Origin of the sequence: Herbaspirillum sp. Sphag64 (genome assembly GCF_014192645.1) — a bacterium.
Classification (GTDB): Bacteria; Pseudomonadota; Gammaproteobacteria; order Burkholderiales; family Burkholderiaceae_D; genus Herbaspirillum.
This window is the reverse complement of sequence record NZ_JACHYE010000015.1, coordinates 21,970-47,825: the sequence shown is the minus strand read 5'-3', so window position 1 is coordinate 47,825 and position 25,856 is coordinate 21,970. Positions and strand designations below refer to the sequence as shown.

The 25,856-nt window shown below is 57.3% G+C and carries 18 protein-coding genes; 6 read left to right on the top strand and 12 right to left on the bottom strand.

What is annotated here, in order from left to right; genetic code table 11:
* Nucleotides 1-24 precede the first annotated feature (24 nt).
* Complete coding sequence (gene ribA, locus FHW66_RS18225; protein WP_183381256.1) at nt 25-672, bottom strand: GTP cyclohydrolase II; 648 nt, start codon at nt 670-672, stop codon at nt 25-27.
* A 157-nt stretch (nt 673-829) separates the two neighbouring features.
* Nucleotides 830-2,071, bottom strand: a complete 1,242-nt coding sequence (locus FHW66_RS18220) for an MFS transporter (RefSeq protein ID WP_183381255.1) — start codon at nt 2,069-2,071, stop codon at nt 830-832.
* 120 nt (nt 2,072-2,191) lie between these two features.
* On the opposite strand from FHW66_RS18220, the gene FHW66_RS18215 reads away from it, so the two are divergent.
* The gene (locus FHW66_RS18215) at nt 2,192-3,151 is read left to right on the top strand and encodes a LysR family transcriptional regulator (RefSeq protein WP_183381254.1); all 960 of its coding nucleotides are present in this window, start codon (nt 2,192-2,194) and stop codon (nt 3,149-3,151) included.
* 24 nt (nt 3,152-3,175) lie between these two features.
* On the opposite strand, the gene pip is transcribed toward FHW66_RS18215, so the two are convergent.
* Complete coding sequence (gene pip / locus FHW66_RS18210; RefSeq protein ID WP_183381253.1) at nt 3,176-4,150, bottom strand: prolyl aminopeptidase; 975 nt, start codon at nt 4,148-4,150, stop codon at nt 3,176-3,178.
* Nucleotides 4,151-4,222: 72 nt separating this feature from the next.
* Nucleotides 4,223-7,759 carry a response regulator gene (locus FHW66_RS18205; protein ID WP_183381252.1) on the bottom strand — a complete coding sequence of 1,179 codons (3,537 nt, stop codon included), beginning with the start codon at nt 7,757-7,759 and terminating at the stop codon, nt 4,223-4,225.
* A gap of 562 nt (nt 7,760-8,321) precedes the next feature.
* Between FHW66_RS18205 and FHW66_RS18200 the strand changes: the two genes are divergently transcribed.
* Complete coding sequence (locus tag FHW66_RS18200) at nt 8,322-8,906, top strand: YceI family protein (protein WP_183381251.1); 585 nt, start codon at nt 8,322-8,324, stop codon at nt 8,904-8,906.
* A 77-nt stretch (nt 8,907-8,983) separates the two neighbouring features.
* On the opposite strand, the gene FHW66_RS18195 is transcribed toward FHW66_RS18200, so the two are convergent.
* From FHW66_RS18195 to FHW66_RS18185, 3 genes are read right to left on the bottom strand one after another with little or no spacing between them, the layout of a single operon-like run.
* A complete protein-coding gene (locus tag FHW66_RS18195; RefSeq protein WP_183381294.1) occupies nt 8,984-10,426 on the bottom strand; it encodes an efflux transporter outer membrane subunit in 1,443 nt (480 codons plus the stop codon).
* Nucleotides 10,426-13,578 carry an efflux RND transporter permease subunit gene (locus FHW66_RS18190; protein WP_183381250.1) on the bottom strand — a complete coding sequence of 1,051 codons (3,153 nt, stop codon included), beginning with the start codon at nt 13,576-13,578 and terminating at the stop codon, nt 10,426-10,428. Before FHW66_RS18190 ends, FHW66_RS18195 begins: the two co-directional genes overlap by 1 nt.
* Nucleotides 13,579-13,587: 9 nt before the next feature.
* Nucleotides 13,588-14,781 carry an efflux RND transporter periplasmic adaptor subunit gene (locus tag FHW66_RS18185; RefSeq protein ID WP_183381249.1) on the bottom strand — a complete coding sequence of 398 codons (1,194 nt, stop codon included), beginning with the start codon at nt 14,779-14,781 and terminating at the stop codon, nt 13,588-13,590.
* Between the two features lie 202 nt (nt 14,782-14,983).
* Between FHW66_RS18185 and FHW66_RS18180 the strand changes: the two genes are divergently transcribed.
* The gene (locus tag FHW66_RS18180; RefSeq protein ID WP_255459053.1) at nt 14,984-16,486 is read left to right on the top strand and encodes an ATP-binding protein; all 1,503 of its coding nucleotides are present in this window, start codon (nt 14,984-14,986) and stop codon (nt 16,484-16,486) included.
* The gene (locus FHW66_RS18175) at nt 16,483-17,280 is read left to right on the top strand and encodes a response regulator (protein WP_183381248.1); all 798 of its coding nucleotides are present in this window, start codon (nt 16,483-16,485) and stop codon (nt 17,278-17,280) included. The genes FHW66_RS18180 and FHW66_RS18175 overlap by 4 nt, the downstream gene beginning before the upstream one ends.
* A gap of 7 nt (nt 17,281-17,287) precedes the next feature.
* Here the strand turns inward: FHW66_RS18175 and FHW66_RS21150 are convergent, their stop codons facing one another.
* Nucleotides 17,288-18,910 carry a methyl-accepting chemotaxis protein gene (locus FHW66_RS21150; protein ID WP_183381247.1) on the bottom strand — a complete coding sequence of 541 codons (1,623 nt, stop codon included), beginning with the start codon at nt 18,908-18,910 and terminating at the stop codon, nt 17,288-17,290.
* 463 nt (nt 18,911-19,373) lie between these two features.
* Here FHW66_RS21150 and FHW66_RS18165 point away from each other — a divergent pair, with 463 nt between their 5' ends.
* Both FHW66_RS18165 and FHW66_RS18160 read left to right on the top strand, forming a co-directional pair.
* Nucleotides 19,374-19,532, top strand: a complete 159-nt coding sequence (locus FHW66_RS18165; RefSeq protein ID WP_183381246.1) for a hypothetical protein — start codon at nt 19,374-19,376, stop codon at nt 19,530-19,532.
* Between the two features lie 126 nt (nt 19,533-19,658).
* Nucleotides 19,659-20,063, top strand: coding sequence for an OsmC family protein (locus FHW66_RS18160; protein WP_183381245.1), 405 nt, complete (start codon nt 19,659-19,661; stop codon nt 20,061-20,063).
* A gap of 5 nt (nt 20,064-20,068) precedes the next feature.
* Here FHW66_RS18160 and FHW66_RS18155 read toward each other — a convergent pair whose 3' ends face one another.
* From FHW66_RS18155 to FHW66_RS21285, 4 genes are all read right to left on the bottom strand, one after another.
* Nucleotides 20,069-20,824 carry a YoaK family protein gene (locus FHW66_RS18155; protein WP_183381244.1) on the bottom strand — a complete coding sequence of 252 codons (756 nt, stop codon included), beginning with the start codon at nt 20,822-20,824 and terminating at the stop codon, nt 20,069-20,071.
* A gap of 82 nt (nt 20,825-20,906) precedes the next feature.
* Entirely contained in the window at nt 20,907-21,695 is a 789-nt protein-coding gene (locus tag FHW66_RS18150; protein ID WP_183381243.1) for a metallophosphoesterase, read from the bottom strand.
* Between the two features lie 17 nt (nt 21,696-21,712).
* A complete protein-coding gene (locus FHW66_RS18145) occupies nt 21,713-23,299 on the bottom strand; it encodes a response regulator (protein WP_183381242.1) in 1,587 nt (528 codons plus the stop codon).
* A 134-nt stretch (nt 23,300-23,433) separates the two neighbouring features.
* Nucleotides 23,434-25,851 (bottom strand): ATP-binding protein, encoded by a 2,418-nt coding sequence (locus tag FHW66_RS21285; RefSeq protein ID WP_183381241.1) that lies wholly within the window; start codon nt 25,849-25,851, stop codon nt 23,434-23,436.
* Nucleotides 25,852-25,856 lie beyond the last annotated feature (5 nt).

Sequence of the window (25,856 nt, the reverse complement as noted above, 5' to 3'; positions counted from 1 at the left end):
ATGTTGGATTGATCAGACACTGACTCAGTCATTGTCATGTGACGGCAACAAGTGACCCAGCTTGGTCGCCTTGGTACGCAGATAGCGGATATTGAAAGGATTGCGGTTTTCCACCAACGGCATGCGCTCAACCACCTCAACACCACATTCCTGCAAGGCATTGACCTTGCGGGGGTTGTTGGTCATCAAGCGCAGCGCATTGATGCCCAGATGTCTGAGCATTGGCAGCACAATCGTGTAGCGTCGCATATCGGCCGGGAAACCTAATTGCTGGTTGGCCTCCACCGTATCGGCACCACCGTCCTGCAGATGATAGGCACGCACCTTGTTGAGCAGACCGATGCCACGACCTTCCTGACGCAGGTAGAACACGACGCCGCGCTTTTCCTTGGCGATACGCTTCAAGGCGGCTTCCAGCTGGGCGCCGCAATCACAACGCTGGCTGAACAATGCATCACCGGTCAGGCATTCAGAATGTACACGCGCCAAAACTGGCTCGCCGTTGCCGACATCGCCCAGCACCAGTGCCAGATGTTCCTTGCCGGAAACATGATCAACAAAAGCATGCAATTGAAAAGTTGCCCAAGGCATGGGCAAGGCGCAGGAACTGACGAATTCCAGATTTTCTTCTGGAATGACTACGTCAGCTTCGATGTTTTCTTGTGACGACATGAGTAAACCTATATGAGTGCCAAAAATGCGGCGCAGCCTTGTATCTTACAACGGGCAGGCATTTATTTCAGGTGTCCACTGGTTTATTCAAGAGGCAAGCGGGCTGCAACTTGCCAGCCCGCTTGCCTTGCTTGCCATCCTTGATACGGCTTGCCGTTTATTGACGCCCATCCTTGGCCGGCCACATGCGTACTACCAGCGCCGCCACCGACACGGTAGCTGCCAGACTGACAACACCGATCCAGCCCCATTGCGCCAATAGCAGGCTGCCTAGTGCGGCTCCGGCTGCCATGCCGATAAACATGCCAACAAAGAGAACAGCATTCAAGCGGCTGCGGGCACCTGGTTCAATCCCGAAGACAATCGTTTGATGCGCAACCAGCGTCGCCTGCACACCCAGATCAAAGCCGATTGCGGCCAGCGCCAGCAACACCAGTTGGGCATGCGATGACAACGCAGGTGACAGCGCCATGGCAGCGAAAGACAGTGTGGTCAAGCCAATTCCCAGACGGGTAACCAGTTCTGGCCCCTTGCGGTCAGCAATCCGGCCAGCCAGTGGTGCCGCCAGCGCACCAGCAGCACCAGCCAGACCAAAGGCACCGGCCGCAGCGCTACCCAGATGAAACGGTGCTGCATGCAGCATCACTGCCAGCGTGGACCAGAAAGCACTGAAACCAACTGATAGCAAGCCCTGCGCCAATGCGGCACGACGCAAGGCAGGATGACGCTTGACCAGCTTGCCCAGCGAGCCCAGCAAGGAGGCATAGCTCAGATGCGTCGTGGCCTTGAAGCGGGGCAGACCGCGCCAGCTCGCCACGCCGATCGCTGCAATACTGACGGCCGCACCGATGAACATGCCACGCCAGCCAAAATATTCCGCCACCACGCCACTGACTACTCGCGACAACAAGATGCCCATCAGCAAGCCGGTCATGACGGTCCCGACGACCTTGCCGCGGTGTTGCTCGGACGCCAGGGTTGCTGCCGCCGGGACGATATCCTGCGCCATCGTAGCCGACAGTCCGATCACCAGACTGGCCACCAGCAACAAGCCGATACCCGGCGCGGCCCCCGCCAGTAACAATGCCGCGGTCAGTACCGCCGCCTTGATGAGGATAATGCGTCGGCGGTCATAGCGGTCACCCAACGGGGCCAGCAGCAGAATCCCCAATGCGTAACCTAGCTGAGTCGCCATCGGTACCATGCCGATAGTACGGTCGGAGGCGCCAATATCTGCGCCCAACACACCTAGCATCGGTTGAGAGTAATACAGCGAAGCAACGGCAAATCCGGCACCTGAAGCCAGTAACAACATCAGCGAGCGCGGCAGGCCGTCACCAGCAGTCTTGGCTGCCATCGCCGTTGGTGCTGCAGTATGCACATTTTGTATGGAAGACATGATAAGCACCCCGTAATCAGTAAGGAAAAGAAATAGTGGAATGTCGACGGAGTGCAGTTTGGGCTTGATCGCGGCGCAGTGGTAGTAGCAGGATCAGTAGAATTGTTATACGCTTTACGTATGACCAAGCCAACCACCCCCTCCCCTGCCACTAGCGCCTCTGACCGGATCGAACTGATCCAGACATTTGTGCGTATCGTGCAGGCGGGCAGCCTGTCGGCGGCAGCGGCCCAGATGGGCACGACCCAGCCAACCATCAGCCGCCGTCTGCAGTTACTGGAGAAATCGCTGGGTTTGCGCCTGCTGCAACGCTCTACCCATGCCATGAAGCTGACTGAAGACGGCGAGCTGTGCTACGAGCGAGCCCTCGATCTGCTGGCGGGGTGGGAGTCCTTCGAACTTGATCTGCGCGGTGCGGCCTCGAAGGCAGCGGGCTCGTTGCGGGTGTTCGTACCACATGTGTTCGGGCAGGAAAAGTTGATCGCTCCGCTGGCAGAATTCATGCGGCGGCATCCGGGCATTACCGTCGAGTGGCTGCTGCATGACCGCGCCTCCGACTTTATCGAGCACGGTATCGATTGCGCGATCCATGTCGGCGAAGTGCAGAATCCTTCGGTAGTCGCCATCCATCTGGCCGAAGTGCCGCGCGTGCTGATCGCGGCACCCTCGCTGCTGGCCCAATATCCGCCACTACAGCACCCGCGGGAGCTAGCGGCATTGCCGTGGCTGGCGATTCCGCAGTTCTATCGACGTCAGATCCGCTTAACGCACCGCGTCAGTGGTGAGGTATGCGAACTCAATTTCCAGCCACGATTGACTTCCGATAGTCTGTTTGCCCTATCGAACGCGGCCCAAGAAGGACTGGGCATTCTGGTAGGCTCGGCCTGGCTGATGCAGGGCCATCTGACCAACGGTCGGCTCATCGAACTATTCCCAGGCTGGGAAGCCAGCGCATTGCCGGTCTCGATCATTTATCCCTATGCGCGTTTTTATCCAGCGCGGTTGCGACATTTCATCGAAACCATGCGTGAAGCGATGCCGGCCGCAGTCGGTTCAGCCATGCGCTGGCTGGCACGCTGACCCCGTGCGGCCAGCTGCCGATAACTAGCCGGCGAACAGATCGGTGGCGGCAATCAGCTTGTCCAGAATACCCGGCTCGTTATAGGCATGACCGGCGCCCTCAACCAGATGCAGTTGCGCTTGCGGCCAGGCTTGATGCAGCTCCCATGCCGATTTGGCCGGTGTGGCCAGATCATAGCGACCTTGCACGATGACGCCGGGAATATCTTTGAGACGCCCGGCATTAGTCAACAACTGCCCCTCTTCCATGAAGCCCTTGTGCACAAAATAGTGATTTTCGATGCGGGCAAAGGCCAGCGCGAAATGCGCGTCACCGAATTGGGCAATCATCGCCGGGTTGGGTGCCAGGGTGATGGTGCTGGCTTCCCATTGGCTCCAGGCCCGTGCTGCCTGTAATTTGGCGGCCTCGTCATCGCCAGTCAGTCGACGTCGGTAAGCACTGACCAGATCACCGCGCTCAGCAACCGGGATCGGCGCCAGAAATGCTTCCCAGCGGTCCGGACAGAGCCAGGATGCGCCTTCCTGGTAATACCAGTCCAGCTCACGCTGACGCAGCAAAAACACGCCACGCAGGATCAACTCGGTCACGCGTTCAGGATGCGTCTGGGCATAGGCCAGCGCCAGCGTACTGCCCCAGGAACCGCCGAACACCTGCCACTTCTGAATCCCGAGCAAAGTACGCAAACGCTCGATATCGGCCACCAGATCCCAGGTGGTATTGGCCTCCAGCTGGGCATGCGGCAGCGAGCGTCCACAGCCGCGTTGATCGAACAAGACAATCCGGTATTTCTCCGGATTGAACAGTTGCCGGTGCGATGGGCCGCAACCACCACCGGGGCCACCATGCAGGAACACGACAGGTTTTCCGGCAGGATTGCCGCACACTTCCCAATACACCTGATGGCCGTCGCCGGTATCAAGCAATCCACTGTCATAAGGCATGATCGGAGGATAAAGCGTACGCAGGGAGGGCGTTGCGGGGGATGTTGCACTTGTCATGAGTTGAAATCCTTGCCAATGAAATGTCTGGTCGCGATCACCTCGCGCACCGGACGCAAAAATAAGTTTGCCTCAGCTAGGCTGACTGGCCTCGGCATAATCGGCAATCGCATGTTGCGCACGCTGCACTGCCTGCCGCAATTGGCCAGCGCGCTCCTGGCAAGCCGCAATCGGCACCTGTTCGACCAGCAGCACTTCCAGGTCTCCGGCCAGTTCATAGACCTCATTTAACGCCAATGTACCGGCGCTGCCACGCAGCTTGTGTGCCAGCACCTTGGCCGGAGCAGTCTCGGCAACCAGCAAGTGCGCCACAATCTGGTCAGCCGTACCGCCATATTGCTCGGCAAACTGCAGCAGGAATTTGCGGTACAGGTCAACGCTACCCCAGGCTTCCAGACCAACGTCGATATTGAGCACGGGCGCTGGCGCGGCGCTCGCCTTGGTCACCGTTACCGGCCCGGCAGTTTTGTCGGCGTGCGGATTTGCCGCATGCTGGCGCACCACGCTGAGGATCTGTTCGATGTTGTAAGGCTTGGAGAGGAAGCCATCCATACCAGCGGCCAGCGCCGCCTCCTGCTGCGCCTTGAATGCACCTGCAGTGAGCGCAATGATCGGCAAGGCACTCAGTTGAAGCTGGTTGCGGATTTCCTGCGTGGCCTGATAACCGTCCATGAGCGGCATCTGGATATCCATGAAAACCAGATCGGCAGATTGTTCTCGCAACCAGGTCACGGCTTCAGAGCCATCATTGACGCAAGACACAATGACCCCTTCGGATTCAAGAATGCGCCGGGCTACTTCGCAGTTGATCTCACTATCATCGACCACCAGCACACGCAGACCACGCATATCGGCATGCTCCTGCGACGCTTCCTGCGTTGATGGCTGTAGCGCCGGGGTACCCCGACGTTGGTATGCCTGAATAATTGTGTTGTACAAGGTTGACGGCGTCACCGGTTTGCTGATGACGGCATCGATCAGACCTGGATCCGCCGCCGACCAGAGGTCTTCCCGGGTGTGCCCTGTCGCGATGATGATGACCGGCGACAGTGACTGGGCCACAGAAGCTTCACGGATGGCGCGCGCGGTCGTCAGGCCGTCAATGCCGTCCATGCGCCAATCCAGCAGAAACACGTCATACGGGTTGTTATGCTGGATTTTTGCCATGCTGCGGGACAACGCATCTTCGCCCGACTCGGCAACCTCAACCTGCCAGCCGATGGATTTGACGGTATCGGCCAGAATAGCCCGGGCACTGTCGTGATCGTCTGCCACCAGCACCTGCAACACCAGACCCGCCTGGAGTTCAGTGACCGACTCTGGCAAAACCTGAAACGGCAACGTAAACCAGAACTGGCTACCCTCACCCGGTTCGCTGATGACGCCTATTTCGCCTCCCATCAGTTGCACCAGATGGCGACAGATCGTCAGTCCGAGACCGGTACCGCCATAGCGGCGGGTCGTAGAAGTATCTTCCTGGGTGAATGCATGGAAAATATCTTGCTGACGCGATTTAGGAATACCAATCCCGCTATCGGTGACCGCAAAACGCAACACCACCTGATCGCCGTTCTTGCTGATGGTTTCGGCACGGATACTGATCTCGCCACCAGTAGTAAACTTGATCGCATTGCTGGTCAGATTGGTCAAAATCTGCTCCAACCGCAATGCGTCGCCGTATAAATGCTCGATCCCGACATAATTGAAACCCACCACCAGTTCCACCTGCTTGTCACCAATGGCGGGCACATTGACGTTGACGACATTTTCCAGCACGGTACTGAGGCGGAACGGCACACTCTCGATCTCAAGTCGTCCGGCCTCAATTTTGGAGACATCGAGAATGTCATTGATGATGCCTAGCAGCGACTGTCCCGCGGTCAGTATCTTGCGAATCAGATCGCGCTGATCTGCTTGCAGTGATGTCTTTTCCAGCAGATAGGTGAGCCCCAGCACGGCATTCATGGGCGTGCGGATTTCATGACTCATGTTGGACAGGAAGCTGCTCTTGGCGCGCGTAGCCGACTCTGATCTGGACAAGGCCAGCTCCAGATTACGATTGACCTCACGCAGCTTGCCAGTTTGCTGCTCCACCAATGCCTCAAGATGCTGCCGGTGTTGATTGACTTCTTTTTCCAGACGCTTACGATCACTGATATCACGCGCGATGTAGGACGTACCAATGATGTTTTTCTGGTTATCGAGGATCGGCGATACCGTCACCGAGATATCCAGCAGACGACCATCGCGATGCCACCGTACGGTCTCAAAATTAACGATCCTGCTGCCCTCGGCGACCTGCGTGACAAGCCCGCGTGTTTCCTCGGTCCTTTCGGCCGGCACAAGCATGTAGATCGACTGACTGAGGACTTCCGTGGACAGATAGCCAAACACTCGTTCAGCGCCGGGGTTCCAGCTGGTGATAATGTCATCAAGGCCGGTACCGATGATGGCATCATCCGATGACGCCACAATGGATGCCAGCATCGAGCGCGCCTCCTGGTAGCGCTCCAGTTCGGCGACCCGATGCTCACTGACGACCAGCTCGGCTTCAGTACGCAACCGGTCATGATTTTCCAGCTCGCGCTTGCGACGGATGCTGGCCAGCCGCCAACAGAGCAGTCCCAGAACCAGCAAGACCACGGCGACAAAAGCGCCCAACCGTATCATGATCAGATTTCTGTCAATCAGCAGTCGCTGCGAAGGAAGATACATCGCCACCGTCCAGGGTGACGGCTGGCGGACGTGATAGCGCGGGTTGCCAACCTGCAGCTCAACGCGCTGCCACGACCAGATACCGTCATCAATCTCATTGCCCTGCGGGCGCGTCTGCATCATTTGCCAGATGCGCGCGAACTGCTTGCCGATGGTCACCTCATGACCAAACATGAAGCCCCATTCGTCACTGGTATTGGTGTTGTAGAGCCAATATCCCTCACCATTGAGAAGCATGGCGCGATTGCTCTCGTGCTCGACCTGATTGGCAAAGTGTTCCAGCAAGGGTGCCATCAACAGGTTGATGATCAGAATTCCGCGTGGCTTGCCATTGGCATCGCTGATCGGTGCAGAGAGTCTGAGGACGGGCTTGTGGGGCGCGTCAACGTGCCCGTTGGTTTTGTACAGTTCCAGCGGCGAAAGCAGGATTTCATTGCGGGGTAACGCCATGGTGCGAGCAAAGTACGGCATGTTCTTCTTGTTTGCCAGGGCCTGCTCGGCGATGCGTTCCGGACCATTGAGGCCGGCCATCACGTTCACGATTTCGTTGCCGCCTTCATCAATCCAGCGCACCTGATCGTAGACTGGATTGCGCAAGATCAAGGTAGAAAAACTGTCCGCCATCAAACCCTTGTTGATCTCTGATGGATCGTTGATGGCAGCCTGAATCGGATTTTCGTGTACCAATATGCTGAGATGGCGCAACGGCGCATCCATGTCGTTGGCCAGCGATATCGCACCCAGGGCGACATACTCCTGTTGCTGCATCTGCAACCGATGCAACTCGACATCAATATTGTTGTTATAGCGGAACGCGGCAGCGCCCAGCACCAGCAACGCCAATGGCAGGAATTGTGCCCAAAAATAAGGCAGACTTAACTTCGACCTGAACATGCCATGTCCTTTAGAGAGATCGGTCAAGGTTGAGGTGAAGCGCGATTGCGTTATTCATTCGTACCGCTTGTTCCCGCGCCTGCCGGCGGCAGAATACAAGGAGCAGTTGCGCCATCTCTGGTATCAATTATGAGCCTCTATGCAGTTGCAATTCAGGGCAGCGCATCGGATCCTGTGGGCGTACCCGCCGGGACGATACGCAGGCAGTCGACAGGTATCTGGTTCAAGTCAGATCATTATGCCCGAGGAACTTTCGAGGTGGCAATTTGGTCATTGCGCTATTGACCACACACCCGGCGCCAAATTTCCCTGGCGCAATAAATGGGATGTACTGTCACTCCAATGGATCCACTCCGCCAAACCTGGACGAATGTCATCCAGATTACCCTACTATTGGAATGAATGCGGACCTGATACAGTGTATTGCTAAGCTATACCCAAGCATTACCCGATTACCTCGCTGCTGCACTGTGGCCATGCCTGAACGTCTCCATGACCCAGCCTGGCAGTGCAGCACTGCTCACCGACTTCGACCCACCAACGTTCTACCACTGGAGAAATTATGAAAAAGCCATTCTGGATTGCCCTCAGCATGCTGGCCGCCAGCGTTTCCCTGTCTGCTACTGCCGCCCCGGCGACGTATCAGCTGGACCCAAGCCACCTGTATCCGAGCTTTGAAGCCGATCACTTCGGTGGCGTATCGGTCTGGCGCGGCAAGTTCACCAAGAGCAGCGGCACCGTCGTGCTGGACCGCGCAGCGCAAACTGGTACTGTTGAAGCGACGATTGACGTCGGCTCGATTGATACTGGTAATGCTGGTCTCGATAAGCACGCCAAGTCGGACGGCTTCTTTGATGTGGAAAAATATCCGACTGCGGTCTACAAGGGTACTTTCTCCGGCTTCAAGGACGGCGTCCCAACACAGGTACAAGGCAATCTGACCCTGCACGGCGTTACCCGTCCTGTCACACTGACGCTGGAAACCTTCAAATGCTTCGTCAACCCGATGTTGAAGCGCGAAGTCTGCGGTACCGAAGCCAGCGCCACGTTCAATCGTGACGACTTCGGTGTCGACTTCGGCAAGGCCTATGGTTTCTCCATGGCAACCAAGCTGCACATCCAGGCTGAAGGCATCAAGCAGGACTAATTTGTTCTGATTGCACCATGCACCTTGCCTGCCGGGCAAGGTGCGCTATTCCTGCTTTTCCTCACCCCGGTTTTTCCTTACTCCTCCCAGCCACCTCCCAGCACCTTGTAGAGTGTGATGCGATTACTCTGCTCGGTCAGCCGCAAGCTGATCAGGCTCTGCTGCGCGCTGTAGAGCGCCCGTTGTGCGACCAACGCCGTCAGATAACTGTCAATGCCGTTGCGATAACGCGCATCGGACAAGCGGTAACTACGTTCGTCGGCCGCCGTGACCTGTTGCTGTGCATCCAGACGCTGTTGCAAGGTAGCCCGCACCGCGAGGGCATTGGAGACTTCTTCAAAGGCCGTCTGAATCGCCTTTTCATACGTGGCTACATCGATGTCGCGGGTAATCTTGGCTGCATCCAGACTGGCACGATTGCTACCGGCATTGAAGATCGGCAGATTGATGGATGGTGCAAAACTCCAGGCACCACTACCCGGTTTGAACAAGCCACCCAAGGCGTTGCTGGCCGTACCGCCGCTGGCGGTGAGCGTGATGCTGGGGAAAAACGCCGCACGCGCAGCGCCGATATCAGCATGTGCCGCCTTGAGCGTATGCTCGGCCGCCAGTACATCGGGACGGCGCAACAAGGTGGACGATGGCAAGCCCGCTGGTGCCTCCAGCAATGCTCCTGCCGCAGCAGGTAACTGATGCGGCAATAATTTCTCATCCACACTGGCACCGACCAGCAAGGTCAGCGCATTGATATCTTGCGCAACCTGACTGGTGTACTGACCAACGTCAGCACGGGCCGACTGCAGGCTGGCTTCCTGACTGGCAAGATCAATCGCGGAGGTGGTACCAATCTCGTGGCTGCGCAGACTCAGCGCGTAGGTTTTGCTGAGGCTGTCAAAGGTATCCTGTGACAGCTTGAGCAATTCCCGGTCGGAGGCCAGGGTCAGCCAGGCCGTGGCGACTTGCGCGACCAGACTGATCTGCGTGCTGCGACGGGTTTCCACCTGATACTGGTAGGTCTGTAACGCAGCGTCACTGAGATTCTTGAGACGGCCGAAGAAGTCCAGTTCAAACGCAGACACCCCCAGACCGACACTGTCGTCGTGCGAGACCAGCGCACTGCCGGTACTGGACAGACTACCCGGTGTGCGGCTGGCGGTGCTGCTGGCGCTGGCACTGAGTTCCGGATAGCGGTTGGCATCGGTGATCCTGTATTGAGCACGTGCATACTGCACGTTCAATGCCGCTACCCGCAGGTCGCGATTATTGGCCAGAGCCTGCGCAATGACCTGACGCAGACGCTCATCCAGAAAGAAGCTTCGCCAGTCCAGACTGTCTGCCGCAGTGGCGTTGGTCGTTCCGCTCACATTCCCGCTCAGCGCAGCGCCCGACCAGTTACCCGGTACCGGTGCCGCTGGCTGCTCGTAGGTCGGCGCCAGATTGACGCAGCCACTCAGGCTCAGCGCGAGGGTCAGTGCCAGCAAGGTCGGTGCCGGTGCGCGCAGACAAGTCGCTAATCGCATCATGCGCCCTCCTGTGTCATCACTGGAGATTGTGGAGCTCGTTTGCGCAGTTGACGTTTTTCCATCAGAGAAGCGATCAGGTAATAAAACAGCGGTACAAAGAAAATTCCCAGCAAGGTCGCCGAAGCCATGCCGCCCAACACGCCGGTACCGATGGCACGGCGGCTGGCAGAGCCAGCACCGCTCGCCACAGCCAGTGGTAGGACACCAAACATGAAAGCCAGCGAGGTCATCAGGATGGGCCGCAGTCGCAACTGCACCGCCTCCAGCGTGGCGGCATGGAGCGATTTACCCGATTCATGCAGTTGCTTGGCAAACTCCACAATCAGAATCGCGTTCTTGGCGGCCAGACCGACCGTGGTCAACAAGCCCACCTGGAAATACACGTCATTGGACAAACCCATGATGCCGGTCAGCAGCACGGTACCGACAATCCCCAGCGGTACTGCCAGAATCACCGCAAACGGTACCGACCAGCTCTCATACAGGGCCGCCAGACAGAGGAAAACAAACAGGATGGAAATCGCATACAGCATCGGCGCCTGATTGCCGGACTGTCGTTCCTGTGCCGAAGAGCCGGTCCACTCATAGCCGACACCGGCCGGCAGCTTCGTCATGATCTGCTGGACCGCCGCCATTGCGGTACCTGAGCTCACCCCGGCAGCCGGTTCCCCGACGATCTCGAACGAGGAGACACCGTTGTAGCGCTCCAGCAAAGAGGGGCCGAAAGTCCACTTGCTGCTGGTGAAGGCCGACAGTGGCACCATCTGACTCGCGCTGTTGCGGACGTACCATTTGTTCAGGTCTTCGGTCTGCATCCGGAACGGCGCATCGCCCTGCACATAGACCTTCTTGACCCGGCCGTTGTTGAGGAAGTCATTGACATAGGTGCCGCCCATGGCAGTGGCCATGGTGCTGTTGATGTCACTGATGGCGAGGCTGTAGGCATCGGCTTTGCGATCATCGATGCTCACCCGCAGTTGCGGCGTATCGTCCAGCCCGGTGGTGCGCACATTGGCCAGTTGCGGATTGCTGCGCGCCAGTTGCAGGAACTGGTCACGCGCCTGTAGTAACGCATCGTGACCGACGCCGCCGACATCCTTGAGTTCCAGATCAAAACCCGAACTCTGGCCAAGACCTCGTACCGCAGGTGGATTCATCAGGAAAATACGGGCGCCACGGATCTTGCTCAGATCCGCATTGGCACGACGCATCAGATCCGTAGCCGACGTCACACTGCCGCTACGCTCGTCCCAATCCTTGAGGCGGATGAAGGCACGTGCACCGTTCTGGCTGTTGCCGCCCATACCAGCGCCGACGATCGAGAGAATCGAATCCACCACCTCTGGCTTGCTGGTGAAGTAGTCCTGTACTGTCTTCATGACAGCGGAAGTCTGTTCAGCGGTTGCTCCCGTAGGCAGTTGAATCATCGCCATCAGCACGCCCTGATCCTCTTCGGGTAGAAACGACGTCGGCAGGCGCAGAAAACACAGTGCCATGGCGATCACGATCAACCCATATGCCAGCATCCCACGCTTACCGCGCGCCAGCACCGCACCGACACCACCACGATAGCGCGTCGCATTGCGCTCGAAAGTACGGTTGAACCAGGTAAAAAAACGGCCCTGCGCCACGTGCTTGTCATCATGAGGCTTGAGCAGAGAGGCACACAAAGCCGGCGTCAGCGTCAACGCCACCAGCACAGACAAACTCATTGCCGAGACGATGGTGATCGAGAACTGCCGATAGATCACGCCAGTGGAGCCGCCAAAAAACGCCATCGGAATAAACACGGCCGACAACACCAGCGCGATCCCGACCAGAGCGCCGGTAATTTCCTGCATTGACTTGCGGGTCGCCTCTTTGGCATTGAGATGCTCTTCCCGCATGAGCCGTTCGACGTTTTCCACCACCACGATGGCGTCGTCCACCAGCAGTCCGATTGCCAGCACCATGCCGAACATGGTCAGGGTATTGATCGAATAACCAAACAGCGCCAGTACACCAAAGGTACCCAACAGCACCACAGGTACCGTGATCGCCGGAATGAAGGTAGCGCGGAGATTCTGCAGGAAAACATACATGATCAGCACCACCAGCACCACCGCTTCGATCAAAGTCTTGACGACTTCCTCAAGCGATACCCGCACAAACGGTGTGGTGTCATAGGCGATGCTGCTTTTGAGCTTCATGGTGGCCGGGAAATACGGCTCCAGCTCGGCAATCTTGGCCTGTACGGCCTTGGAGGTTGCCAGTGCATTGGCCCCCGATTGCAGTTGTACCGCCAGCGCGGAAGACGGCTTGCCGTTCTGTTGCGAGCTGGTCTGGTAGCTTTCACCACCGAGCTCGACCCGTGCGACATCGGACAGCTTGACCACTGCCCCGCTACTGTCGGATTTCACAATGATGTTACGGAATTGCTCGGCCGTCGTCAGCTTGCTGCGCGCCGTGATGGTGGCATTAATCTGCTGCCCGGGAATCGCCGGCAAGGCCCCCAGCTCACCGGCGGAGACTTCCGTATTCTGTGCTTCCAGTGCGCTGGTAACATCGGAGGGCATTAATGCATATTTTTGTAGCTTGTCAGGATCAAGCCAGACGCGCATAGCGTAGTTGGTACCAAATGCCGTCACGTCACCGACACCTGGCACGCGGGCGATCTGGTCGGTCAGGGTGCTACTGATGAAGTCGCCAATATCAGTCGCTGTGATCGTGGGATCATCCGAGGTCAAGGCCAGCACCATCAAAATATCAGTGGAAGCCTTGGTGACCGTCACGCCGTTGTCCTGTACCGCCTGCGGCAGACGCGATGTCACCTGTTGCAATTTGTTCTGGACCTGCATCTGGGCCACGTCGTCATTGGTGCCGGCCTTGAAGGTCAGGGTCACGCTGGCACTGCCGGCCGAACTGCTGCTGGCAGACATGTACTCCAGGTTGTCGAGCCCCTTCATCTGCTGCTCGATGACCTGAGTCACCGAGTCTTCCAGCGTCTTGGCCGAAGCACCGGTATAGGTGGCGTTGATGTTGACCTTGGGAGGCGCAATATCGGGATATTGTTCCAGCGACAGATTACTGATCGACAGCAAGCCGCCAAGCATGATCACAATCGCCAGTACCCAGGCAAAAATGGGGCGGTCGATGAAAAAACGTGCCATGTCTGCTCCTTACTTCGCCGTAGTGGCAGTAGACGGTGGTGTCATGACAGATGCAGGTGCTGCGACTTCCTCTGCATGCGGCACCATGCCGGGGCGGATATTCTGCAAGCCATCGACAATGACCTTGTCACCGGCTTGCAGGCCGGCGCCGATCCACCACTGATTCCCTACCGCCCGCGATACTGTCAATGTGCGCTGCTCGACCTTGCCGGCGGCGTTGACTATCAAGGCACTGGCACCACCAGCAGCATCCCGGCTGACCGCTTTCTGTGGCACCAGAATGGCATGTTCATCCACGCCTTCCTCCAATACCGCCCGTACATAAGCACCGGGTAGCAGGATGCCATCCGGATTCGGCACCAGTGCCCGCAAGGTAATCATGCCGGTGCCGCTATCGACCGACAGGCTGGTGAATTCCAGCTTGCCGATCTGGGCATAGGTTGAACCATCTTCCAGCAAGATCTTGACGTTGGTGGCATTGTCGCCACTGCGCCGGATCTGACCGCTGGCCAGTTCCTTGCGCAGACGCAGCACATCGGCGCTGGACTGGGTAACGTCGACATAGATCGGATCTATCTTTTGTACCGTGGTCAGTGCAGTGGTCTGCTCGGCCACCACCAGTGCACCGGGAGTCACGGTCGATTTGTCGATACGGCCAGAAATAGGTGAGGTAATGCGGGTGTAATCGAGGTTGATTTTGGCCGTCTTGAGCGCGGCACGTTGTACCTCCACGTCAGCCTGATCCTGACGCAGCGTACTTTGCATATCGTCGTTATCCTGCTTGGCGACGGCATCAATCTTGGCCAGTTCGGTATACCGCTGGGCCTTGAGCTGAGCTGATGCCAGTGTCGCTTCGGCTTTGGCCAGCGAGGCCTTGGCACTGTCATAGGCAGCCTGATAGGTGGCCGGATCAATCTGATACAGCGCTTGCCCCTGCTGCACCGTAGCGCCTTCCTTGAACAGGCGCTGCTGGATGATGCCGCCAATTTGCGGGCGAATATCTGCACTCAGGTAAGCGGTTGTGCGACCGGGCAACTCGGTCAGTACCGACTGATGCTGGGGCTTGATCACCATATAGGCGACCTCGGCTGGCCCGGGCGCGGGGCCGCCACCCTGTCTGGAACAGGCTGACAGGGCGATCGCGAGCGTCAGAACAGTCAGGCCAAACAAATGAGGAGTGCGATGAACAGGATCTGGTTTCATGGAAGAACTGTGGCCCGTCTACGCCATGTTGCATGACATCGTCCGGACACTGTGAGCTATCGGAATCCGCATCCTAAAATCCAATTGTGAAGAAAAATTGAGGATCGTAACGATCGTAAAATATCGCCACCAGCACCCGTGAAATTGCTAATCTAACGCGTAATAAAGCCACTTCCGTTGCCTGCCGGCAGCAAAAATGACCATGTCCCGCCCCCGCCATTCACGCCCTTTCCCGGGTCTCATGCCGCTATCGTCGCTGTATCAGCGTCTGTTCAAGCGTGCCAGCATCCGGCTCAAGCTGTTCACGACCATGCTGGCGCTGGTGGTGGTACTGATCGTTGCGATGAGTACCGCCAGTCATGTCATTTTCAAGCGTGACTTCCTCGGCTATCTCAACGAGCAGGCGCAAGACCGGATGGAAGAAATGGTGCCGCGTCTGGAGCAGGCCTATCGTAGTCATCAAAACTGGGATTTCGTCCGCAACGATCCGCGCACCTGGTTTTCCTTCATGCGCCCGGAACTGGCCGAACAGGGATCGCGATCATTCAACCCGCCGACCGAGACCACCGACCTGACCGGCGCCACGATGCGCTTCACGCTGCTGGACGCGCATCGGCAATTCGTGATTGGCTACCCCAATATAGGTCCGGAGGCACGCTTGCGTCCGATCATGCAAGATGACGCTATCGTCGGCTGGATTGCTCAGACGCCGTTTGAAAGCGTGATCGGCGCTGTCGATGTGCGCTTTCAGCAGAAGCAGTTACAGGCGCAGTTGCTACTGGGCCTGGTCGCCGTGATGCTGGTCGGGCTGATCGTGATCCGGATTGCCAATGTCTTGATCCAACCGCTGGTACGGATCGCCGATGCCACGCATGAACTGGCCAACGGCGACTATGGGATTCGCGTCATCGCCCAGAGTGAGGATGAACTGGGCCGTCTGGCGCTTGACTTCAATCAGCTCGCACATACGCTGGAACGTAACGAAAAGCTGCGACGTGATTTCATGGCCGATGTCTCACATGAGCTGCGTACACCGCTAGGTATTCTCAATGGCCAGATCGAAGCCTTGCAGGATGGCGTACTGCAACCTGATGCAACTACCCTGGCCTCGCTCAAGACCGAAGTCCGGCAACTGAGCAAACTGGTCGATGATCTCTACGACCTGTCACTGGCCGACGCCGGTGCCTTGACTTACCGTAAGAGCCCGCTCGATCTGGTACCACTACTGGAGCACACGGTACAGATTTATCAGGAGCGCTTCAGTAGTCGTGGGATCGCGCTGCATTGGCGCGCCATCGCCGAAGAGATGCTGGTAGATGCCGACGCTGCCCGGTTGCAGCAGTTGTTCAATAATCTGTTCGAAAACAGTCTGCGCTATACCGACCCGCACAACCCGCTTGGTCCGGGCCAGTTACAGGTCAGCGTCAGCGCCGATGAGGCGCAGCGCATGTGGCAGATACAGCTCGACGATACGGCACCGGGGGTTGAAGCCAGCGCCAGAGAACGCCTGTTCGAACGTTTCTTTCGGGTCGAGGCCTCACGTAACCGGGCCAGCGGTGGTGCCGGACTAGGGCTGGCAATCTGCCAGCGCATCGTGACTGCCCACCAAGGCCTTATTAGCGCCAGCGACTCGCCACTAGGTGGCTTGCGGATCACGATTGCACTGCCCATGCTGCTAATCGCACCAGCCAGGGCAACGTCATGAGACCGCCCGATTTTGAGTTCCGCGCACCGGTCAGTGCCGATATCCTGATCGTTGAAGATGAGCCCAAGATGGCGGAGTTGCTGCAGAAATATCTGGCAGCATGCGGCTATACCACCCGTCATGTCGCGCATGGCGACGCCGTCCTGTCGGCCGTGCAGCAGCAGCGTCCTGATCTGGTGCTGCTCGATATCATGTTGCCAGGACTGGATGGCTGGCAGATCTGCCAGGCCTTGCGTCGCTTCACCGATGTACCGATCCTGATGCTGACAGCCCGCGCCGAAGAGGAAGATCGCCTGCGTGGTCTGGAACTCGGCGCCGATGACTACCTCAGTAAAAACCCATTCAGCCCACGCGAAGTAGTCGCCCGGGTCAAGGCGATGCTGCGCCGCAGCCGGCGCGAGCAGCAGGTCGCCGAGCCACTTGCCGCTGCGGCCGCAATAACGACTACGTCAGCATCACGCCTGCAGATCGACGAGCAGCGGCATCAGGCCAGCATCGATGGCGAGTTACTGACGCTGACGCCACTCGAACTGCGCCTGCTCAAGACCTTTGCCGCCGCACCGGGACAGGTTTATTCACGCGAGCAACTGCTCAACCATCTGCACGATACCTACCGTGCGGTCACTGATCGCGCCGTCGACACCCATATCAAGAATCTGCGACGCAAGCTGCAACCATTCTTTGGCGAGATCAACGCGATTCAATCGATCTACGGCGTCGGCTATGTGTTTGCCGATATTGATCAACTTCCGCAGCAGGCTGGCGACGCCACGCACACCACGCCGCCAGCCTGACCAACACCTAAGTCAGCAGTGCTGCGGAAGGCTGCGGCAAGGAATTGAATGGCATGCTGACGACATCCACCAGATCTACCGTAAAGACAGCCACCGCACTCCGCAGACGTTGGGCCTGATCAGACAACGCCTGTGCCGCAGCAGCAGCCTGCTCCACCAGTGCAGCATTCTGTTGCGTCACCTGATCCATCTGTACCACTGCCGTATTGATCTGTTCGATGCCATCGCTTTGCTCGCGAGATGCTGCCGTAATCTCGGTCATCACATCGGCCACACTCTGTACCGAACGCAATACCGCCTGCATGGTTTCACCAGCCTGATGCACCAACTGCGAGCCATGCTGGACATGGGTCAGAGAATTGCCGATCAAGGTACGGATCTCCTTGGCCGCAGCCGCACTGCGCTGCGCCAGACTACGCACCTCGGTTGCCACAACGGCAAAGCCACGCCCCTGTTCGCCGGCACGGGCAGCTTCCACCGCGGCATTGAGTGCCAGAATATTGGTCTGAAATGCCAGCCCCTCCACCACCGAAATGATGTCTTCCATTTGGGCTGAGCTACCAGCAATCTCTTCCATGGTCAGCACCACACGCTCCACCACAGCACCACCGTCCTGCGCCGTCTGCCTAGCGCTCTCGGCCAGCGTATTGCCCTCTTTGGCGTTGAAGGTGTTCTGTTGCACGGTCGAAGTCAGCTGTTCCATGCTGGAAGCGGTTTCCTCCAGCGAGGCGGCCTGCTCTTCAGTGCGCTGTGACAGATCGGTATTGCCACGGGCGATCTCTGCGGCAGCTACCGAGATGGATTCAGCCGACAACTTGATCCCGGACACCACCTGACTGAGCTGGCCGCGCATGATTTCCAGTGAGGCCATCAGGCTATCCTGATCACCCTCAGCCACCCGCATACGCACCGTTAAATCTCCCTGTGCGATCTTGCGTGCGGTGTATTGCGCCTCACGCGGATCGCCGCCGAGCTGCCTTAATACGCCACGTACAATCAGCCACGCCGCGAGCAAACCGAGCAAGGTTGCCAATGCCGTTGCCGTCAGTACGGTGACACTGAGTGCATGGTAAGTGCGCTTGGACTGCTCAGCCAGCTGGACATTAAGCTGCTCCTCAAATGTGGCCAGATCCGTCAGCCGCTTGAGCCATTGCTCCTGACGCGGCAGGACTTCTTCCATCAAGACTTTAGTGGCCGAGGCATTGTCGTTGCCCAGCCCGAGCTTGATGCTCTTTTCCATCAAAGGCACGGCGGCGACTTCATCGGCTTTGAGCGCATCGAACAGCGCGTGCTCCTGGGGTGTAGTGTCAGTCGTGGCAAACAAGCGACCGAGCTGGGCATAGGCCTGTGCGTAGAGTTGTTCCTGCTTGCGGATAACCTCGACCTGGCGCGCCATATCCTTGTCTTCGGTCAACAAGACCACGTTACGAATGGCAATAGAGCGTTGTTCGAGCGTGGATTTCATCCGGTTGGCGAGTTGCGCTTCCACATTGTTGACATCGGTGATGTCACGCAGTGCGGTATTGATGCGCGACATGCCAAACGTACCAAGGCTGGCGACCACGATCAGCAAGCTGATAACAAGACCGAATCCAAGTGTGAGACGGGTGGAGATATTCAGATTTTTCATGTGCATTGTCCTTCAGGGTAAGGTCGGTCATGACGATAGCCGACACAAGGTAGCGCTTGAAAAAGCGACTACGGCAGCTTGTTACAGGGCATGCGTGAGGGAAAAGAAAATAAAGGGGGAGCGTGGAACCGGACAGTTACCGGAGCGTGTAACGGGGTGATGACGTAGAGCAACCGGGACCGACGAAAGCCGTGATAAGTCATGACAGCGCCTTCCATTCTTGTTATTTGATCAAGCACTTCTACTGGGCAACACGAATAAAAGTATGCCAGAAGTAACAAGAATGCGTGGACGCTGCGTGGAGACACGATTTTTCAGCACAAAAACTTGTCGAAAAAACACGTCACGCTGACAAGTGTAAATTGTTGCCGTGACGCGAAAAATGACTCAAGAATTTTCCTCCCGATGCCGTAAAAGCTCATGTAGCACATGCAAACGCATCACGATCCGGCAGGAGTCAATCATGAAAAGCATCTCTCAGGCAGCCATCACCGCAGCAATCATGCTGATGGCTATCGCCGCCGCACTGATCATGGCGGCCGCCCCTTGGACTGCCGCCGAAGCCCAGACCGTCAACGGTGACATTTCGATATCAATCCAGCCCGCCGCATCGGACTCCTGATGTGCAACGGGCAATTCTGCCAGTCACCCAATCGCAATTGACTCCCCGGCAGCGGCAAGCGACAGCTGCGTGGCTGAAGAAAAAGCGCTACATTGCTGATCTCAACCCCACGCCAAGGAACACTCTATGTCCATCGAAGTCAAGCGCGACCTGTCGCAAGCCATGCGTCACATCGTCCATATCCGTAACCATCTGGTGTCGGCCGATGCCTCCGTAGCCGAAGGCGGCGCCGATGCAGGCCCTGATCCACACGATCTCTACGATGCGGCGCTCGGCGCCTGCAAGGCACTGACACTGGTGTGGTACGCCCAACGCAAGAATATTCCGCTGGAAGATGTGCAGGTAAGGATCGACCGTGACAATAGCCAGGAGCGACAAGGCCAGTACCGGCTCGCCGCAAGCATTGAACTCGGTGGTGAACTTACCGAGGCACAACGACATGAGTTACTGAGCGTGGCAGAGAAATGCCCGATCCATAAGCTGATGACCAGTGTCACCACCGAAGTCACGACGACACTGGTCGAGCCCTGAGGAATTTAGCGGGTTAGGCGCCATAGGCGGCGCAGATCATCGATCAGTGGCACCAGCGTCATCAACATCAGCAACGCTGCCGGTAACAGCGTAAAACCAAAGCCGATGCTCCTGAAACCGAACGAGCCCAATGCGCCGCCAAGGAAGAAAAAACTCACCAGTGCCGACAGGTTTTTCAGCTTGCCGATATCAGCGTGAACATCCATGTCGGCCGGGTGCCGATGGCTGTTCCAGTACAGCGCCTTGCCCAGCTCGATACCAATATCGGTGACCATGCCCGTGACATGGGTGGTGCGGATTTCGCCATGCGAGAGCTTGGTGATCATGGCGTTTTGCAAACCCATGATGTAACACAGCAGCATCACCGTCACCGGCACGAAGAGCCACTCAACGCCGGCGACATTGCCGCCCAGCAGACCGAAAATCAGCAGTAGCAGCGCTTCGGCAATCAGCGGCAATGCATACTCGGCCTGCAAGGTCCGTTTGCGCGCCCAGTTGATCATGATCGCCGAGCTGGCCGCGCCGGCAATAAAAAACAAGACACCTGCAAATCCTGATACCAGCAAGCCGAAAGCACCAGCGGCCAGATCTTCGGCCATGGCCGAGACGATGCCGGACATGTGCGATGTGAATTGCCCCACCAACAGAAATCCTCCTGCATTGACGGCACCTGCGATACCAGAAAGTACAAACGCCAACTGACGATTGGCGCGCACGGTACGGTCTTTGCCAGCAAGGCTGCGGAGATAGTCTATGGGCATGTGGAGTGCACCGGAGGAGTGATCACAGGCATCAGCATAACCCGTCTGAAGAATCGCCGAGGCAGTCGCCCACGACTTCCCATCATGTCCGCGCGAGATCAACCACGAAGTTGACGTCGAATTGTGGGTTTTCCGGTGTGCCATTGCGACTTCGATAGCCGCAAGGATTGCAGACCACGCGACACTTGTCGACTTGGTAATCAAAGGATTCGTGCATATGTCCATGTACCCAGACATCGCTCTGCTGCACCAGATGCTCCAGGCGCGACGCAAAACCGGCCGACACCGGATCGTCTGCATAGCGCGGTGATACCGAGTGCATCGAGGGTGCCATATGGGTAATGACGACTGTCTTGCCATCAAACGGTTGTGCCAGTCGGTTGGCAAGCCAGTCACGCTCGTTCACATGCAGCCTGGCCGTATCCTCCGGACACAGTGTTTGCTGCGCCGGCCCGGATCGCCTGATCTTGCGATAGTCATTCATCACCTCCTGCGCGGCGAGCATCGCCTGTGCCTGTGTCGGTTCGCCGAACAGGCAGAAATCGGTCCACAACGTGGCGCCCAGAAAACGCACCCCGCCAAGCTGCAGCTCGCGACAGTGCAGCTGTTGCACATTGGTAGTTCGCGCACAGGCCTCATCGATCAGTTGCCGGGCCCGTTCCAGGGTACTGCCATAGGCTTCATGGTTTCCGGCCACATACAGTACCGGCAACGGTGCGAACGCACGCGCTGCCCATGGGATAGCGTGCGCACCGAGATGGATGTCGCCGGCCAGTATCACCACATCCGGCCGACTACGGGACAAATCCATCTGCGGTGCATGATCACGCCATATTTCATGATGCAGATCTGACAACACCAACAGGCGCATGGCCGCTCCCTTCGCGATCAATGTCCTTCGGCGATGATCCAGTCCGGCTTTTCTGTTGCCAGAAAGTGACGTAATGCCGTCACGACATCCGGGTCAAACTGGCTACCACTGCGCGCATCAATGTAATCCAGCACCTCCTGCAAGGGCCACGCAGGTTTGTAAGGACGACTGTGCAGCAAGGCATCAAACACATCGACCACCGCCACGATCCGTGCCGACAACGGTATCTGTTCACCCTTGAGCGCACGCGGATAACCGTTACCATCAACATGCTCATGATGACCGCCTGCGATCTCGGCGCCGATGCTCAGACTGCTGACACCCTCGACGGTACTGGAGGCGTGCGAGAGCACGGTTTCACCAATCATGGCATGAGCTTCCATGATGATGCGCTCTTCCGGCGTATGACGGCCGGGCTTGAGCAGGATCGCATCCGGAATGGCGACCTTGCCGATATCGTGCAGAATGCTGGCGATCCCCACGAAGGTCAGAAAATTGGGATCCGTATCGGCCGGCAGTTTGTGCATGCGCTGCAGTTCGAGCGCGATGGCATTGGTCAGTTTGCAGACCCGCCGCACATGGCCACCAGTGGTGGCATCACGCGACTCGGCCAGATCGGCCAGTGCAATCACGGTCGCTTCCTGGGTGGTCTTGAGCAAGTCAAACATGTGCAGGTTGTCGAACGCAGCTGCAATACGGTTACAAAAAATATCCAGCAGACTGCGTTCAAGCGCATTCAGCGTCCAGCGTGGCGAAAAGGCGACCGCAAACTGGTAACCGTCCTTGGCCTCAATCGATAGCACGTTCACATCCGGCGCATAGAGACTGGTGTGGTCGCGGAAGGTTTGCAGAATGGCCGGAGTCCAGGGATGTTCAGGCGGCAGAAATTGCTGCTCCACCAACGGCATGGACATCCCGGTCGCGGCAATCACAACCGGCTCCGACTGTTGCTGAGCCTTGCGTGTATGCATCACGCATAGCACACCATCGGTTCCAAAGCCGAGAATCGCACCAATCTGTGTGAGCACGCCCGTGGCCAGCTCCTTGAGCGAATCGAGTTGATACAGATTACTGACCGCCTGCAGAATTTTTTCCAGTCCATGACGACTGGCTTCGACCGTCTTGATCCCTTCATAGGCACGCAGCGATGAAATCACGGTCGTCAACATCTTGGAGGCCGTGAGATCGGTTTTCAGTTTGTAGTCATTGATGTCATAGTCAATGATGACCTTCTGCTCAGGCGCCTGGCCCGGCTGGCCGGTGCGCAGGATGATACGAACCGCAAGATTGTTGAGCTCATCGCGGATCCGTCTGACCAGCCGCAAACCGGCATCATCGGTCTCCATCACCACGTCCAGCAGGATCATGCCGATATCGGACTCGTCACGCATCAACTGATATCCCTCTTCGGCCGAGTAGGCGGAGAGAATATCGATTTCCTTGTCCTTGAAGACAATTTTGTTCAGTGCCAGGCGGGTTACCGCATGCACATCGGGTTCGTCATCGACGATCAGCACCCGCCATCTGGCAGCGGCAGGGTGAGGTTTGACGGCGCTATCCTCTGCTGCAAACCAGTCGTTTTCATCGTCAGCGTGTTGGATCATTATCGTCTCGCGAGATCAAGGTTAATCGCAATCCATGCTATGTCTGCCTCGGAACATCTTGTCGCCAGCGCACGATGCACTGTACCGGGCCCCAGGATCAGTCACGCCCCTGTTACTACCGACTCACTAACGGCTCACTGCGGCGCTTCCCGGAGTTGTTTGGTTACCCGCGGAATCACCATTCTGAAATGCGCTCCCTGGTTTGCCGCACTGCGCACAGTGATCGTGCCACCCAGTTGCTCCGTGACAATATTGAAAACGATATTGAGGCCCAGACCAGTACCTCCCTGGCCCCGTTTGGTGGTGAAGAACGGATCAAATATCTTCTCCAGATTGGCTTCTGGAATACCAATACCATCGTCGTCAAATTGAATTATAACGAGCTCGCCTTCAACCTGAATGTCGATCACGATATGCCCTTCTGCGCGTCCGGCAAAACCATGCGTGACTGCATTCATGGCCAGATTCGTCAATACCTGCGCCAGCAGGCCGGGATAGCTGTCCATCTCAGCGTCATCGGTGCCACGCAATTCGATACTGGCGCGCGCCTTACGCAAGGTCGGGGTAAGACTGGTAATCAATCCCTCAACAAACTGATGGATCTCGAATTCGCGGCGCTGCTCACTGGTCTGATCCACTGCCACCTGCTTGAAGCTCTGAATCAGATTGGCAGCGCGCTCGGCATTGGACAGAATCAGGCGCGAGCTCTCGGTCGCGGTATGCAGATAGTGCAGGATATCGGACTTGCGGATCACTCCCTGCTCAACATTCTTTGCCACCTCATCACTGGCCTCACTGAGCACGGAAGCACCGGTGACAATGACGCCAACCGGTGTATTGATTTCATGCGCGATACCTGCCACCAGGGAGCCGAGCGCCGCCATTTTCTCGGCACGCACCAGTTCCCCCTGCGCCATGCTGAGGGTATCCAGCGCGGCATTGAGTTCCTTGTTGGCTTGCTCCAGCCTGGTGGTACGCGACAGCACGCGCGACTCAAGCTGGGCATTGATTTCCAGGATTTCGCGCTCGGCCTGACGCTGGCGCGTGATGTCGACCGGCGTCAGGATGTATAGATCCTGATCATTGATATTGAGCGGTCGTCCCGACAGCGCGCAGATCAGCACCTTGCCATCCTTGGTACGGAAGTGGGTCTCCATACGATTGATGATGCCGGTCTGATTGGCCTGCGCCACCATGATGGCGCGCTCGCTGGGGTCGACCCACAGACCAATGCCAAGTGCGGTATTGCCAATGATGTCTTCGCGCTGATAGCCGAACTGACGTAGCCAGAATTCATTGACGTCGACAAACTCCCCACTCTTGCGCACCAACGTCAATGGCATCGGAGCATGTTCAAAGACACTGGCAAATTTGTAACGACTGGCCTCCATGTCCTTTTCATACTGAACCCGCATGGTCTGGCTATCGAGAAACGCGTTGAACCAGTTCACCAGTTCACTGATCTCATCTTCACTCGCCGGTACCGGCAGATGTTCTACCGCAGGCGCGGTATTGGGTCGATCAATATGGGGCTGAAGCCGCCGAAAACCTTCGGATATGGCCTGTACCGGGGCAATGATATTGCGCCGGAACTGCCGGGTGGCAACCACAATGACCACCGCCGAGAGCAAGATTAACAATACCGCAATCAACGTCAGCCGCCGCATCGGGGCCAGCAATGTGGACTTGGGTACCATACCGATGACTTGCCAGGGCTCGGCATGCAGAGACGTCGACATGAACAGGTTGCGCTGCAAATCCAGATGCGAAAGCGAGGCTCCTTTATCGGGGATCGGTAGCTTGCGCAGTGCAGGCGGTGCCAGTTGCCCGATCTGGGTACGATCCGGCGTAAATATCATGCGTCCCTCGGTATCCAGCACCACCAGCGTGGCATCCTGCCCAAGATCAACCCGACTGAAATACTCGAACAGATAGTCTGTGGAATAGTTGATCAACAACATCGCTACCGGTACCGCAGATTTTTTCTCAGGTGAAAAATGCCAGATGATCTTCAACGCCGTCAGTACTTTGTGCGAGGCCGATGCCGTATTGAGATTATTTTCCACGCCTAACCACAAGATCCGGTGCGACGATGCCAGTCCCTTCTGAAACAGGGCCATGCGGGTCGCTTCGTTGACCTGTGGCAGGGTCATCGTGTCACCAACGTAGAACCGATGTCCCTGTGCCGTGAACAGATCAATCGAGACGATTCCCTTGGAGCTACCGTAAATATTGAGCGTCTCACGGATCTTGGCCTGGGTGGCCAGCTCATCATAGGCATTACGTTTTTCATCGGTATCGGCACGCGCGGCGACATCACCGATATCTTCGATACTGGCCAGGCGCGTTGCCAAATTCTGAACCTGCTCCATTTGCAGTTCCAGATAATCACGATGGGTTTCGAGCAACTGCAGACTGTAATGCGTGGTCAGATCGGACAAGGTCCGTTCGACCACGTCGTACACGCTCACCGCCAGCAGCAATAGCGGCAGCACGCTGATGATTACCAGATAAGCAATCAGCTTATGCAGAATATTGCGCTTGAAAATCACCGGGT